General features: G+C 73.3%; 12 protein-coding genes and 3 pseudogenes. 5 read left to right on the top strand and 10 right to left on the bottom strand.

Translation table 11 applies throughout. The features are described 5' to 3' along the window. Positions 1-126 precede the first annotated feature (126 nt). Positions 127-2,256 (top strand): hypothetical protein, encoded by a 2,130-nt coding sequence (locus G7075_RS17000; RefSeq protein WP_166123592.1) that lies wholly within the window; start codon positions 127-129, stop codon positions 2,254-2,256. 19 nt (positions 2,257-2,275) lie between these two features. Here the strand turns inward: G7075_RS17000 and G7075_RS16995 are convergent. The 3 genes and pseudogenes from G7075_RS16995 to G7075_RS16985 all read right to left on the bottom strand — a co-directional run bounded on the left by G7075_RS16995 (position 2,276) and on the right by G7075_RS16985 (position 6,537). After that, positions 2,276-2,760 (bottom strand): annotated as a pseudogene (locus G7075_RS16995) (amino-acid N-acetyltransferase). 374 nt (positions 2,761-3,134) lie between these two features. Then, complete coding sequence (locus G7075_RS16990) at positions 3,135-5,654, bottom strand: ATP-dependent Clp protease ATP-binding subunit (RefSeq protein WP_166123590.1); 2,520 nt, start codon at positions 5,652-5,654, stop codon at positions 3,135-3,137. 256 nt (positions 5,655-5,910) lie between these two features. Beyond that, a complete protein-coding gene (locus G7075_RS16985) occupies positions 5,911-6,537 on the bottom strand; it encodes a CGNR zinc finger domain-containing protein (protein WP_166123588.1) in 627 nt (208 codons plus the stop codon). 69 nt (positions 6,538-6,606) lie between these two features. Here G7075_RS16985 and G7075_RS16980 point away from each other — a divergent pair, with 69 nt between their 5' ends. Continuing rightward, on the top strand, positions 6,607-7,188 hold the full coding sequence (locus G7075_RS16980) for a hypothetical protein (protein WP_166123586.1): 582 nt from the start codon (positions 6,607-6,609) through the stop codon (positions 7,186-7,188). Positions 7,189-7,204: 16 nt separating this feature from the next. On the opposite strand, the gene G7075_RS16975 is transcribed toward G7075_RS16980, so the two are convergent. Genes G7075_RS16975 through G7075_RS16965 form a run of 3 tightly spaced genes read right to left on the bottom strand, consistent with a single transcriptional unit; the run spans position 7,205 to position 9,215 of the window. Continuing rightward, the gene (locus G7075_RS16975; RefSeq protein ID WP_166123584.1) at positions 7,205-7,696 is read right to left on the bottom strand and encodes a hypothetical protein; all 492 of its coding nucleotides are present in this window, start codon (positions 7,694-7,696) and stop codon (positions 7,205-7,207) included. A gap of 37 nt (positions 7,697-7,733) precedes the next feature. After that, positions 7,734-8,561, bottom strand: coding sequence for an Fpg/Nei family DNA glycosylase (locus G7075_RS16970; protein ID WP_166123582.1), 828 nt, complete (start codon positions 8,559-8,561; stop codon positions 7,734-7,736). Positions 8,562-8,603: 42 nt separating this feature from the next. Further along, complete coding sequence (locus G7075_RS16965) at positions 8,604-9,215, bottom strand: DUF305 domain-containing protein (RefSeq protein ID WP_166123580.1); 612 nt, start codon at positions 9,213-9,215, stop codon at positions 8,604-8,606. A 238-nt stretch (positions 9,216-9,453) separates the two neighbouring features. Here G7075_RS16965 and G7075_RS16960 point away from each other — a divergent pair, with 238 nt between their 5' ends. Next, positions 9,454-10,869 carry an LVIVD repeat-containing protein gene (locus tag G7075_RS16960; RefSeq protein ID WP_166123577.1) on the top strand — a complete coding sequence of 472 codons (1,416 nt, stop codon included), beginning with the start codon at positions 9,454-9,456 and terminating at the stop codon, positions 10,867-10,869. Between the two features lie 88 nt (positions 10,870-10,957). Here G7075_RS16960 and G7075_RS21655 read toward each other — a convergent pair whose 3' ends face one another. The 3 genes and pseudogenes from G7075_RS21655 to G7075_RS23105 all read right to left on the bottom strand — a co-directional run. Continuing rightward, complete coding sequence (locus G7075_RS21655) at positions 10,958-11,584, bottom strand: hypothetical protein (protein ID WP_240918117.1); 627 nt, start codon at positions 11,582-11,584, stop codon at positions 10,958-10,960. A 164-nt stretch (positions 11,585-11,748) separates the two neighbouring features. Further along, positions 11,749-11,799, bottom strand: a pseudogene (locus tag G7075_RS23110) (hypothetical protein); the annotation flags it as partial. 320 nt (positions 11,800-12,119) lie between these two features. Then, positions 12,120-12,353: pseudogene (locus G7075_RS23105) on the bottom strand (4a-hydroxytetrahydrobiopterin dehydratase); the annotation flags it as partial. A gap of 157 nt (positions 12,354-12,510) precedes the next feature. On the opposite strand from G7075_RS23105, the gene G7075_RS20425 reads away from it, so the two are divergent. Together G7075_RS20425 and G7075_RS16945 are read left to right on the top strand one after the other, a co-directional pair. After that, positions 12,511-12,657, top strand: coding sequence for a hypothetical protein (locus G7075_RS20425; protein ID WP_205860550.1), 147 nt, complete (start codon positions 12,511-12,513; stop codon positions 12,655-12,657). After that, entirely contained in the window at positions 12,654-13,388 is a 735-nt protein-coding gene (locus tag G7075_RS16945; protein WP_205860549.1) for an HAD family acid phosphatase, read from the top strand. The genes G7075_RS20425 and G7075_RS16945 overlap by 4 nt, the downstream gene beginning before the upstream one ends. A gap of 13 nt (positions 13,389-13,401) precedes the next feature. Here G7075_RS16945 and G7075_RS16940 read toward each other — a convergent pair whose 3' ends face one another. Next, on the bottom strand, positions 13,402-14,352 hold the full coding sequence (locus tag G7075_RS16940; RefSeq protein WP_166123575.1) for an A/G-specific adenine glycosylase: 951 nt from the start codon (positions 14,350-14,352) through the stop codon (positions 13,402-13,404).

Raw genomic sequence — 14,352 nt, 5'->3', positions numbered from 1 at the left:
CCTCGTCGCCCTTTCCGGACGCCGCCGCGCGTCCGAACTCCCGGGTAGTCCTGAGATTTCCCGGACTTTCTGCCTAGCATCGGTCGAACGCCCCCACCGGTGGGCGCACCGACCCGGAGGGACCGCATGGCGAGGATGGTCCTGCGCGCCGCCGGCGTCGCCCTCGTCAGTGCGCTCGCGGCCTCCGCCGCGCTGCTCGGCGCCCCGGTCGCGGCCGCCGCCGAGGGCCTGTCGGCGAGCGCGACGAGCCGCTACGTCCTCGACACGAAGGCCGAGGTCGTCCACACCCGGATGACCGTCGACCTCGAGAACGTCAGCCCGGACAAGCAGGCCGACGGCGGGGTCTACACCTACTACTTCGACGCCTACACGATCCCCGTGCCGGCCGGCATCGAGAAGGTCACGGCGGTCAGCGGGGGCGGTGAGCTGCCGGTGTCGCTCTCGGGGAGCGACGACCCGAGCACCCAGCTGGCGCGGATCACCTTCCCCGACCTGCGCTACCACCAGAAGCGCCGCATCGTCCTGACCTTCGACATCCCCGGCGCCCCGCCCCGCTCGGACAACAACACGCGCGTCGGGCCCGGCTACGCCACCTTCGTCGCGTACGGCCCCGGCGACGAGGGGCACAACACCGTGCAGGTCGTCGCGCCGTCGGCGATGTCCTTCACGAGCACCGTCGACGGGTTCACGCCCGCGGGGGACGGCGACACCACCACGTACACCGCCACCGAGAACACCTTCGAGGGTGGGCTCTGGGCGGCGGTGTCGTTCCGGGACCCGAAGCGGGCCAAGGAGCGCACGGTCGACGTCGGCGACCTCTCGCTGACCCTCGAGTCCTTCCCCGACGACGAGAAGTGGTCCTCGTTCGTCGCCGGGAAGGTCACCGCCGGGCTCCCCCAGCTCGAGCGGCTCGTCGGCAACCCGTGGCCGGGCGGCCTCCAGCGCATCCGCGAGGACGCCTCGCCGTCGCTGCGCGGCTACGACGGCTGGTTCGACCCGACGGGTGACGAGATCGTCGTCGGCGAGCAGCTCGACGACGACCTGATCTTCCACGAGCTGTCGCACGCCTGGGTGTCCGGCGAGAGCTTCGAGGGCCGCTGGCTCTACGAGGGGCTCGCGCAGTCCATCGCCGAGCGGGCGGTCGAGGCCACCGGCGGCACGCCGCGTCCGCACTCCAAGGTCTCCCGCTCCGCGGACGGGGCGGTGCCCCTCAACTCCTGGGAGGGCGATGCCGGCAGCCGCACCGCCGACGTCGACTCCTACGCCTACCCCGCCTCCTACCGGGTGATGACCGAGCTCCTCGGGAAGCTCGACGACAAGACCTTCGCGGCCGTCGTCGGCGCCGGTGTGCGGGGCGAGCGGGCCTACGACCCCGCGGGTCTCGTCACCCCGAGCGGCGGGCGCACCTCGTGGACCGACTGGCTCGACCTCGTCGAGAGCCGCGGCCGCGTCACGAACGCCCCGAAGGTGTTCTCGGAGTGGGTGCTCACCCCGGCCCAGGCCAAGAAGCTCGTGCCCCGCGCCGCCGCCCGCAAGGCCTACGCCGCGCTCGACCGCGCCGACGGGGCGTGGGTCCCGCCCGAGGGCCTGCGCGACGCGATGACCGTCTGGGACTTCGACCGCGCGACCCGCGTGCGCGACGCCGTCGCCCCGCTCGGCGCGAAGGCCGCCGCGGTGCAGGAGGCCGCCCGGGCCACCGGCCTGCCCGTGCCGAAGGCGGTCCGCGAGTCCTACGAGGAGGCCTCGCTCGACGACGACTACGCCGACCTCGCGACCAGCCTGCCCCTCGCCGCGTCCGCGATCACCGACGTCGGGGCCGCGCGGCGCACCGCGAGCGCCGACCACGACCCGCTCACCGACCTCGGCGCCGGGCTGCTCGGTGTGCGCGAGCGGGCCGACGGCGCCGTGACCGCCCTGGCCGGCGGGAACGTCGCGCGGGCCACGACGCTGGCCGACGACGCCCGCGACCGGGCCGGATGGGCGCTGCCGCTCGGCCTCGGGCTCGTCCTGCTCGTCGTCGTGCTCGTCGCGGGAGCGGTCACGGTGCTCGTGCTCGTGCTACGCCGGCCGGCCCCGCGGCACGCCGACGTCGCCGGGTCCCGCGCCGGGCCGGCGCCCGACGACCTCGTGCCGGGCGACGACGGGTCCGGCACCGAGGTCGTGCCCGGCGAGGTCGTGCCCGACGAGGTCGTGCCCCACGCGGTCGGGCCCGACGCGGCCACCGAACAGCACCGCGTCGACCGCCCCGTCGGCTGACCGAGCGACCCAGCGGGGCTCAGAGGACGCGGAGCATCCGGGTGTTGCCCAGGGTGTTCGGCTTGACCCGCTCGAGGTCGAGGAACTCGGCCACGCCCTCGTCGTAGGAGCGCAGCAGCTCGGCGTAGACGGCGGGCTCGACGGCCTGGCCCTCGATGGCCTCGAAGCCGTGGCGCCCGAAGAAGGCGGTCTCGAAGGTCAGGCAGAACAACCGCGAGAGCCCGAGCAGCCGGGCCCGCCCGACGAGCGCGTCGAGCACCGCCGACCCGACCCCCGCCCGAGCGCGGAGGCGTCGACGGCCAGCGTGCGCACCTCGCCGAGGTCCTCCCAGAGCACGTGCAGCGCGCCGCACCCGACGACCCGTCCGTCCTCCTCCGCGACGACGAAGTCACCGACCGACTCGTAGTAGGCCACCGCCTCCTTCTGGAGCAGGACGCGCTGCTCGGCCAGGGGCGTGACGAGGGCCCGGATGGCCCGCACGTCGGCCGTCCGGGCGGGGCGCACCGACCACGTCGGGGACGAGGGTGCGCCACCGCGCACGGGGGCTGCGGAATCCGGGGTCTGCGGGGCCACGGAGGCAGCGTAGCGGCGTCGGGAGGCCCCTCGAGGGACCGTCCGGCGCCAGCAGCGAGGGGTCCGGGCATGGGTGCGGCCCGCCACCGCAGGGGTGGTGGCGGGCCGCTGCAAGGTGCCCCGGAGGCCCTTGCAGCTCCAGTGTGCGACACCCGAGCCGTCTGGTGGGTAAAGGAACAGTAAGTTTCTGCCCCAGCCCCAAGGACCTACGGAATCCGTCGTCGACCGTGGAAATATCGCGACCGCGGACGCCGAGGGCCCCGACTGGTGCGTCGGGGGCCCTCGGTGCGGGAGGTGGGCGGGGCTCAGCCCTCGACCACCTCGGCCGCGACGACCGGCAGCTCGATGCCGCGGCTGTGCGGCATCCCCTGGAAGGTGAACGTGTCGTCCTTGGCCTCGCCGGTGGCGTCGACCGCGACGATCTCGCCGGACTTCAGCTCGTTGAAGAGGATCTTCTCCGAGAGGACGTCCTCGATCTCGCGCTGGATCGTCCGGCGCAGCGGACGGGCACCGAGCACGGGGTCGTAGCCCTTGACCGCGAGGAGGTTCTTCGCGGCCGGGGTGAGCTCCATCCCCATGTCCTTGTCCTTGAGCCGCTTGTCGAGCTTGGCGATCTCGAGGTCGACGATCTGGACGATCTCGGCCTGGGACAGCTGCGGGAAGACGATGGTGTCGTCGACGCGGTTGAGGAACTCGGGGCGGAAGTGCTGCTTGAGCTCGTCCTGCACCTTGGCCTTCATCCGGTCGTAGTCCGACCGGCTGTCGGGGCCGGCGGAGAAGCCGAGCGTGCCCTTGGAGATGTCCCGGGTGCCGAGGTTGGTCGTCATGATGATGACCGTGTTCTTGAAGTCGACCATCCGACCCTGGGAGTCGGTGAGCCGGCCGTCCTCGAGCACCTGGAGGAGGCTGTTGAAGATCTCCGGGTGCGCCTTCTCGACCTCGTCGAAGAGCACGACCGAGAACGGCTTCCGGCGCACCTTCTCGGTGAGCTGGCCACCCTCCTCGTACCCCACGTAACCGGGGGGCGAGCCGAAGAGCCGCGAGACGGTGTGCTTCTCGCTGTACTCCGACATGTCGAGCTGGATGAGGCTGTCCTCGTCGCCGAAGAGGAACTCCGCCAAGGTCTTCGCGAGCTCGGTCTTCCCGACGCCGGTGGGGCCGGCGAAGATGAACGAGCCGCCCGGACGGCGCGGGTCCTTGAGGCCGGCCCGCGTGCGGCGGATGGCCTGCGAGAGCGACTTGATGGCCTCGTCCATGCCGACGACGCGCTTGTGCAGCTCGTCCTCCATGTGGAGCAGGCGGCTGGACTCCTCCTCGGTCAGCTTGAAGACCGGGATGCCCGTCGACGCGGCGAGGACCTCGGCGATGAGCTCCTCGTCGACCTCGGCGATGACGTCCATGTCGCCGGACTTCCACTCGGCCTCACGACGTGCCTTCTCGGTGCGCAGGTTCTTCTCGTCGTCGCGCAGGCGCGCGGCCTTCTCGAAGTCCTGGCCGTCGATGGCCGACTCCTTCTCGCGGACCACGCCCGCGATCTTCTCGTCGAACTCGCGCAGGTCCGGCGGTGCGGTCATCCGGCGGATGCGCAAGCGCGCGCCCGCCTCATCGATGAGGTCGATCGCCTTGTCCGGGAGGAAGCGGTCGTTGACGTACCGGTCGGCCATGTTGGCCGCCGCGACGAGCGCGCCGTCGGTGATGGACACCCGGTGGTGCGCCTCGTAGCGGTCGCGCAGGCCCTTGAGGATCTCGATGGCGTGCGCGAGGGTCGGCTCGGCGACCTGGATGGGCTGGAAGCGGCGCTCGAGCGCGGCGTCCTTCTCGATGTGCTTGCGGTACTCGTCGAGCGTCGTCGCGCCGATGACCTGCAGCTCGCCGCGGGCCAGCATCGGCTTGAGGATGGAGGCGGCGTCGATGGCGCCCTCGGCCGCACCGGCCCCGACGAGGGTGTGGATCTCGTCGATGAACAGGACGATGTCGCCGCGGGTGCGGATCTCCTTGAGGACCTTCTTCAGCCGCTCCTCGAAGTCACCGCGGTAGCGGCTGCCGGCGACGAGCGCGCCGAGGTCGAGGGTGTAGAGCTGCTTGTCCTTGAGGGTCTCGGGGACCTCGCCGCGCACGATGTCCTGGGCCAGGCCCTCGACGACGGCGGTCTTGCCGACGCCGGGCTCGCCGATGAGGACGGGGTTGTTCTTCGTGCGGCGGGAGAGCACCTGCATGACCCGCTCGATCTCCTTCTCGCGCCCGATGACCGGGTCGAGCTTGCCCTCGCGCGCCGCCTGGGTGAGGTTGCGCCCGAACTGGTCGAGGACCAGCGAGCCGGCCGGGGTGCCCTCGGCGGGGCCGCCCTGCGCCGACCCGGCGCCCTGGGCCGAGCCCTCCTTGCCACCCTGGTAGCCGGAGATGAGCTGGATGACCTGCTGACGCACCCGCGAGAGGTCGGCGCCGAGCTTGACGAGCACCTGGGCGGCGACGCCCTCACCCTCGCGGATGAGGCCGAGGAGGATGTGCTCGGTGCCGATGTAGTTGTGGCCGAGCTGGAGGGCCTCGCGCAGGCTGAGCTCGAGGACCTTCTTGGCGCGCGGGGTGAACGGGATGTGCCCGGTGGGGGCCTGCTGGCCCTGGCCGATGATCTCCTGCACCTGCTCGCGGACGGCCTCGAGGCTGATGCCGAGGCTCTCGAGGGCCTTGCTCGCGACGCCTTCGCCCTCGTGGATCAGGCCGAGCAGGATGTGCTCGGTCCCGATGTAGTTGTGGTTGAGACCGCGCGCCTCCTCCTGGGCGAGCACGACGACGCGGCGTGCGCGGTCGGTGAACCGTTCGAACATGGTGCTTCTCCTGACGTCGAGTCCCCTCGATGCTAGTCGCGTGACCTGAGCGGGGTGCCCTCGATGTCGAAGGCACGGGTCGCGCGTCCTACAGGGTGGTCAACGCGGGGGCGGGCGCACGGTGTTCCGCGTTCGCCCACGGCGTAGCGCACCCCCTCGACGCGGCGGCGCGCGAACCGGCTCGCGAGCCCGTTCGCGTCCTCGCGAGCCACGACGGTGGGGCTCGCGACCGGACGGGACGGCTCGGGAGCCGGGGTCAGCGACGGCGCTCGGCCGTCCGGCGCCGCTCGGCGTGGGCCCGGACCTTGGCGCGGTTGCCGCACCAGCGCATCGAGCACCAGCGGCGCCGGCCCGTGGGGTCGAGGAAGACCCAGCCGCACCCGAGGCCGGGGCAGCTGCGGACCGAGGCGACCTCGGGCCGGGTCACGAGGTCGGCGGCCGCCCAGGCGAAGGCGTCGGCCGGGCGGTCGAGGTGCTCGGCGGTGATGCCCCCGACCACCCAGCGCGCCGGGTGGCCCGGGACGAGCTCGACGGTGGGGGCGGCCGACTGGGTCGCGACGCCGAGCTGCCCGACGGCCTCGGCGTCGCCGGGGTCGAGGACGGCGGCGCGCACGACGGCGCGCACGGTGCGGGCCCGGTCGAGGGCGGCCTCGGCCACCTCCGGCTGGCGCGAGGCCGCGCGGCGCAGGCGGGCGACGTCGTGCTCGGGGAGCAGGCCGACGTCGGCCGCGAGCACGGCGAGGTGGTCGAAGGAGACGAGGTAGTCGCTCGCGTGGGCCCCGTCCCATCCGGAGAAGGTGTTCACCAGCTCGAGGGCGGGGTGGCGGGCCACGGGCTGGGGCAGCACGAGCCCCTCGACCGTCCTCCAGTGCTGCTCCGCCACCGTAGGAGGGTAACCGTCGGTTACGGTCGGGGCTAACCGGATGAATGCATCCAGTGGTTAGGAGACCCCATGAACACCGCCCGGCCCCTGCTCCGGAGTCTCGCGACCCCGCTCGCCGCCGTCGCCCTGCTCGCCGCCCCGGCCGCCCCCGCGGCCCTGGCCACGGGTCACGGTGGTGCCCACGACGGCGGCCACGGCAGCGGCCACGGGTCGCCGTGGACCCCGTACCGGACCGAGGAGGTGGTCGTGCCGGCCGCCCGCTCGACCTGCGGGTTCGACGTGCGCATCACCCCGCTGCGCGACGAGGAGGAGTACCGGACCACCTCGACCTGGCCCGACGGCACCCCCCGGACCCAGCTCTTCCGTGGCGCCCTCGTCGAGAGCTACACGAACCTGGCGACCGGTGCGTCCGTGGTGCGCGACCTCAGCGCGACGGCCGTCTTCACCTACCGCCCGGACGGCTCGCCCGCGTCGCTGACGTCGGTGCACGGCGCCTTCGGCACGACGATGCCCCCGGGCAGCACCCCGGACACCGGTCTCTACGTGCTCGGGGGCCACGGCACGAGCGTCACCTTCGAGACCGACGGCACCCGCAGCTTCCACCTGGGGCGGCACGGCACGGCCGAGGACGTCTGCGACGCCATCGACTGACCCCGGTCACCCGAGCTCAGGCGGGGCGGACCTCGTCGGTGACGACGGTCATCGCGAGGACGAGGTCGGCCCCGCGGCGCGACTCGACGAGCACCGGCATCCCGGGGCGGGCGAGGTCGAACCAGTAGTGGTCGACCGCGTCCCCGTCGGTCACGGTGTAGCGCAGGCAGTCGAGGTCGCCGAGCGGGTGCTCGAGCCGGACCCGTTCGCGCACGGTGCGGTTGGCCGGGAAGGACGCGTGGGCCTGGAGGTCGGCCCAGCCGACGGCCTCGCGCACGGGGTCGCCGGCCGGTTCGCCGTCGGCGTCCAGCGGTGTGCGCACCTGGACCGCACCCTCCGCGCCGGCCTCGGCGTAGGCGATCCGGCGGGTCGCGGCGGGGGCCCCGGCGGGCTCGACGCGCACCACCTGCGTGCGGCCGTCGGGTGAGGCCGCCCGGATCTCGTCGGCGCTGAACGGGGTCGGCAGGTGCTGGGGGTCCAGGACGTGCGGGTCGGGCTCGGTGGTCATCCTCCGTGGATACCAGCCGGACGGGCGCCGTGGCGGGTCAGCGACGACGCTGACAGCGGCCGCACCAGAAGAGGTTGCGGCCGGCGACGACCTGGGTGCGGATGCGTGAACCGCACACCTCGCAGGGCTCCCCGGCCCGCTTGTAGACGGCCGAGGTGCGCGACTCGAGCCGGGGCACCTCGCCGCGACCCAGCGCCGCCTCGACCTCGAGCACCTGCTCCTCCACCGTGACGATCCGGCCGGTCGCGACCCCGAGCGGCATCAGCCGGACGAGGTCGTCCCAGACGAGGCGCCACGACGCCTTCCGCACGAGGCGGCCCTCGGTGAACGGCGAGAGCCGGTGCCGGAAGAGCACCTCGGAGCGGTAGACGTTGCCGACGCCGGCCAGCACGGCCTGGTCCATGAGCAGCTCGGCGACCGGCCGGGAGGAGCGGCTGATCCGTCGCCAGGCGCGCTCGGGGTCGGCGTCCGGGCGCAGCGGGTCGGGCCCGAGCCGGTCGAGGACCGCCGCGACCTCCTCGGGGGTCTCGACGGCGCAGAGCGTCGGTCCGCGCAGGTCGGCGACGTGCTGGGGCGTGGCCAGCCGCACCCGGACCGCGCCGACGACGGGCGCCTCCGCCGTCCAGGCCCCCTCGTCGATGGTGAAGGTGCCGATCAGCCCGAGGTGCACGTGCAGCCAGCGCTCCCCCTCGAACTCGAGGAACAGATGCTTGCCGCGGGAGGTCGCGGCGACCAGCTCGCGACCGCTCAGCTGCGCGGCACCCTCGGTGAAGCGGCCCTGCGGGCTCGTGACGGTGGGGCGGGTGCCGGCGAAGGCGGCGTGCAGGTCGCGGGCCAGCGCGAACAGGGTGTGTCCCTCGGGCATGGGCCCATCCTGCCCCGGGCGAGGCCCCGCGCGGCGTCCGGCTCAGCCGAGGCGGGCGAGCATCACGCGCATCTGGTCGATCTGCTTGGCCTGGGTGACGTTGATGTCGGCCGCGATCTCCTCGACGCGCTCGTCGGCGGCCTGCCGGGCGTGCTCCTCGACCATGGTCAGGGCGCCCTCGTGGTGGCGGATCATCAGGGTGAGGAAGAGCCGGTCCGCGCCGGCGCCGGTCGCGGCGGCGAGCTCGCGCAGGTCCTTCTCGCTGGCCATGCCCGGCATCGAGTGCGACCCGTGGTCGACGAGGTTGGGGTTGGTCGCCTCGGGCGGCACCGGAGCCCCGCGCTGCTCGAGGTAGCCGGCCATGGCGTCGATCTCGGGGCGCTGCTCGTCGCGGATGCGCGAGGCGAGGGAGGCCACCTGCCGGTCGGTGAGGTCGCTCGCGACGGCATCGACCATGACGATCGCCTGCGCGTGGTGGGTGACCATGTCGGTGAGGAACCGGGCGTCACCCGGCCGGATGCCCGGCGTCGTGACCGGGGCCGCCGCCGACCCGGTGAGGGTGGCGTTGGGCTGGCCGGGCTTCCCCGGCTGGAGCACCGGCACGCTGGGCGTGGCGGGGGTGACGGCGGGCGCGGACCCCCTCCCGCGGTGCACGCGGCGGAGCCGACGAGGGCCACCACGACCGCCGCGACGACACCGGCACGACGGAGCCGGACGGGGACGTGGAGGGGGGTGGTCACCCATTCACCCTAGCAATGGCGATTGTGGGAATTCTTTACGCTCCCCATACTCTGAGAAGTTCCTGAGTGAGGCAGGGTGGCCGGATCACACGCCTGCCCGGGCACGACACACCCGTCTCGACGCGCGCCCGGCCGACGGATCGAGGTCACCCATGAGACTCACACGCATCCTCGCGGTCGCCGCCGCGAGCGCCCTGGCCACCGCCATGGGAGGGATCGGCATCGCCTCCGCCGGGGACGGACTCAACAAGTCCGGCACCCAGCTGGAGGTCGACGAGATCGGCTACAGCAAGACCGTCCAGCACCTGAGCAACACCCCACCGGTCGGCAGCTTCGCCGGGTCCACCGGGTCCGACATCGCCTTCCAGGACACCTACGCCTTCGCCGGCAACTACAACGGGTTCGTCATCTACGACATCTCCAACCCGAAGCGTCCCAAGACGGTCGCGCAGGTCAGCTGCCCGGGGTCGCAGAACGACATCACCGTCAGCGGCAACCTGCTCTACCTGTCCACCGACTCCTCGCGCAGCGACGACAGCTGTGCGAGCACGAGCGCCCCGGCGACGGAGAAGTCGTCGTGGGAGGGCATCAAGATCTTCGACATCAAGAACAAGTCGGCGCCGCGCTACCTCAAGGCCGTCGAGACCAAGTGCGGGTCGCACACCCACTCGCTGCTCCCCGGCAAGGGCAAGAACAAGGGCAACGACTACCTCTACGTCTCCAGCTACTCGCCGAACTCGACGTTCCCCGACTGCCAGCCGCCGCACGACATCATCTCGATCGTCGAGGTGCCGAAGAAGAACCCGGCCGCCTCGCGGGTCGTCGCGACGCCCAACCTCTTCCCCGACGGCGGCAACCCGGGCGGCACCGGCCCGACCGGCGCCGGCTACTCGGCGACCACGGGCTGCCACGACATCACCGTCTACCCCAAGAAGAACATCGCGGCCGGCGCGTGCATGGGTGACGGCATCATCATGGACGTCAAGGACCCGAAGGCGCCCACGGTGGTCGAGCGCGTGAGCGACACCGAGAACTTCGCGTTCTGGCACTCGGCGACCTTCAACAGCGACGCCACGAAGGTCGTCTTCACCGACGAGCTCGGCGGCGGCGGCGCGGCGACGTGCAACACCACCGTCGGCCCGACCCGTGGGGCCAACGCCATCTACGACCTGTCCAAGCGCAACCAGCTGACGTTCAAGTCGTACTACAAGATCCCGCGCAACCAGTTCAACACCGAGAACTGCGTGGCCCACAACGGCTCGCTCGTGCCGGTCGAGGGGCGCGACGTCATGGTCCAGTCCTGGTACCAGGGCGGCACCTCGGTCTGGGAGTTCACCGACTCCGAGAACCCGAAGGAGATCGGCTACTTCGAGCGCGGCCCGATCAGCAAGACCACGCTCGTCGGCGGCGGCACGTGGTCGAGCTACTACTACAACGGGTTCGTCTACTCGAACGACCTGGTCAAGGGCTTCGACGTCCTCAAGCTCAAGGACAAGTCGCTCAAGGAGGCCGAGTCGGTCCACCTCGACCAGCTCAACCCGCAGTCGCAGCCGGTCTACAAGCGCTGACGCCTGAGGCGCTGACGCACGACGCGCGAACGGCCCGTCCCCCACGTCGGGGGCGGGCCGTTCCGCGTGCTCGTGGCGGTGCCGTTGCTCAGGCCGGGCGCTGGACCGTGACGCGGTCGCCGGGGCGCACCCGGCCGGGCACGACGACCCGGGCGGCCAGGCCGCGCAGCCGCAGCGGACGGCCGACCTCGCCGTTGACGAAGCGCATGGCCTCGGCGCCGAAGCGCTCGACGAACTTCGCGCAGCCGGTGTGCGGGGCCGGGGTGACCTCGACGACGGCACCACGCACGGCGGGGTCGCCGATGACCAGGCGGGTGCCGGCCGGCAGGTTCTCGTGCGAGAGGTCGAGGTCGAGGTAGAGCTGGTCGCCGGCGAGCGCCCGCCGCTCCGGCTCGCCCGCGAGGAAGGCGACGAGCCGGGCGCTCATGATGTTCAGCTGCATGTCGGGGTGGGCGCTGCCGTCCGGGGTGCGGCTGCTGCCGCGGGCCCGCCAGCCGTCTCCGACGAGCCCCTCGGCGAGGTCGAGCTCGCCCTCGTCGAGCACCTCGCGCTCGAAGGGCGCGGGGCGGCGGACGACGAGCTCGAGGGTGCCGTGGTCGCGCGGGCTCTCGGCGAGGAGCGTCGGCAGGAAGGCCTCGAGCTCCTCGGGGTGCGGTGGCGCAGGGCGGTCTCGGTCACGCGGCCAGTGTGACGGGCGGCCGTCGCGCCGCGCCACGCCGTTCCACCACTCGGCGGGTCCGGTCGGTGAGGTCGGCCGGCGGGGTCAGCCGGCGGGCGGCGGCTCGGCCGGCGGCTCGGCCGGCGGTTCGGCGACGCAGAGCACCCCCGGTTGCCGTCCGGGTCGGCGAGCACGGTGAGTCCCGGTGACTCGCTGTCGTCGACGACCGTGCCTCCCGCGGCGAGCGCCGCCGCGATGCGCTCGCGGGCCACCTCGCGCGGCACGTAGACCTCGACGTGGAAGCGCTGGCCGGCGCCCTGGTCGTCGGGGCGTCCCCGAACCAGAGGTTCGGCACCCGCCCCGAGGCGTCACGGACCTCGTCACCCGGCGTGCCTCGCCCCCGGGCCGCTGCGTCGCCCGTGAGCAGGGCCGCCCAGAACGGGGCGATGGCCGCCGAGTCGCCCGTGTCGAGGCCGAGCTCGACGACGCTCACGGCGGCCGGGTCGGCGGCGAGCCCGTGCTCGGCTGCGACCTCGCTGATCCGCCGGGCGAGGTCGACGTCCTGCTGGGTGGGCCACTGGACGACGTACTCGGTGCCGTCGTCGGCGCGGTAGACGGCGTCGTCGGTGACCAGCCGCAGGTCGACGTACCCCGGGCCCATGGACACCCCGGGATGGTGCCCGAGCTCGTCCCCGGCCTCGCCGACGGCGACGACGAACCGGGCGCCGGCGCCGAAGTCCGGGGTGAGGTAGCGGGAGTGAAGGGCCTGGGCCAGCTTGCGCCAGTCCGCCAGCCCGGCCTGCGCGATCTGGTCCCCCGTCAGCATGTCCATACCCGGGGACCCTAGCCCCGTCCGAGGCGCCCGAACCGTCTGAGAGCCGCCTGAGTGCGCGCGTCGGCCCGCCCGACGCTGCGCCGCCACCGGCGCCGGGCCGGGGCTAGCGTCCGTCCGTCACCGCCCGCCACCAGAGGAGGACCCCTCGATGAAGCCCCGCACCCGTTCCCTGTCCCGCCGCACGACGACGGCCACCGCCCTGGTCTGTGCTGCACTCGTCGGCGGCGGCGTCGCCTACGCCGCGACCGCCGAGCCCGCCATCAGGACCTTCACCCCCGCTCGGCGGACCAGGTGACCAACATCGACGTGCTGCGCCAGCAGCTGCGCAACTACTACGGCGACCCCCTGGGCACCGGCACCTTCGCCCCCGACGGCAACTACGCCAAGGAGGCGGCCTCGGTCGCCCGCGCCGGGTCGCGCTGGCTCGACGGGCGGGGCCACGAGCACGGGCACTCCTCGAGCTCGCGCGAGGACGGGCACCACGCGCGCGGCGCGAAGGCCATCGTCCTCGACGTCGACGACACCAGCCTGACCACGTGGAACTACGAGATCGCGAGCAACTGGGCGTACAACCCGACGACCAACGGTCAGTACGTCACCGACCAGAAGTTCCCGGCGACCCCGGGCATGGTCGAGATGGTCAAGAAGGCCAAGGCGCAGGGCTACGCGGTCTTCTTCCTCACCGGCCGCCCGACCTCGCAGGAGGCCGCGACCCTCGGCAACCTCACCGCCGACGGCATCGGCGTCGACGCCGGCTACCCCGCGCCGACCGCGCTGCCGGACGGCGAGGACGGCCTGTTCACCAAGCCCGACGTCGCCGCGTACCCCGACTACCTGCAGAAGGCCTGCGCGGGCGACCCGGGCGGCAAGTGCACGACCATCCACTACAAGGCGGCGACGCGGGCGCACATCGAGTCGCTCGGGTTCGACCTCGTCGCGAACTTCGGCGACCAGTACAGCGACCTCAAGGGCGGATTCGCCGACCGCACCTTCAAGCTGCCGAACCCGAACTACTACCTGCCCTGACCGGAGGCGGCGCTCAGGCGGGGAGGCGGACGGCCTCCCCGCCTGGCGCCTCCCCCTCGGGCGCCTCCGCCGCGGGGACGGTCTCGACGAGGCCGTCCTCGACGAGCGAGGCGAGGCAGCGGTCGACCTGGGCCGCGTGCCGGTGGGCGTCCAGGCCCAGCCGGGTGAGCACCTCGTCCTCGAGGAGCCGACGGGCCACGGGGTGCTCGTTCTCGCGCAGCACCTGGACGAGCGTGCCCCGGACCTGGCGGTCGGTGCCGTGCCAGGCCTGCCCGCGGCGGGCCGGTCCGTCGTCGGGCGGGCTGCCGGCCGCCACCCACGCGCAGACGTCCTCGAGGGGGCAGGCCCCGCACTCCGGGCCCCGGGCGCGACAGACCAGGGCGCCCAGCTCCATCACCGCGACGTTCCAGACCGCGCTGGTCGCCGGATCGTCGGGGACGAGCGAGGCGGCCAGCCGGGTCTCGGCCGCGGTGAGCGAGGGCGAGGCCAGCGCGCGACCCTCGACCGCCCGGGCCAGCACCCGCCGCACGTTGGTGTCGACGACGACCGAGCGCCGGCCGAAGGCGAAGGCGGCGACGGCCGCAGCGGTGTAGGTGCCGACGCCGGGCAGCGCGCGAAGGGCGTCCTCGTCGGCGGGCAGCTCGCCGCCGTGGCGCTCGACGACGGCGACGGCGGCCTCGCGCAGCCGCAGCGCGCGCCGGGGGTAGCCGAGCCGCCCCCACGCCCGGACCACGTCGCCGGGGGTGGCCGCGGCGAGCGCGGCCGGGGTCGGCCAGCGCTCCATCCACTCCCGCCACACCGGCTCGACCCGGGCGACGGGCGTCTGCTGGGCCATCACCTCGGAGACGTGCACGCCCCAGGGCGTCGTCGTGGGGTCGCGCCACGGGAGGGGCCGGGCGTTGGCGGCGAACCAGTCGAGGACGCGCCGGTGGAGGACCTCGCGGCCCGGGACGGGCGGCGGCAC

It is taken from the genome of Phycicoccus sp. HDW14 (assembly GCF_011383005.1).
GTDB lineage: Bacteria > Actinomycetota > Actinomycetes > Actinomycetales > Dermatophilaceae > Phycicoccus.
Note: the sequence above shows the minus strand (reverse complement) of the source record. Positions and strands in the feature narration are given on the sequence as shown.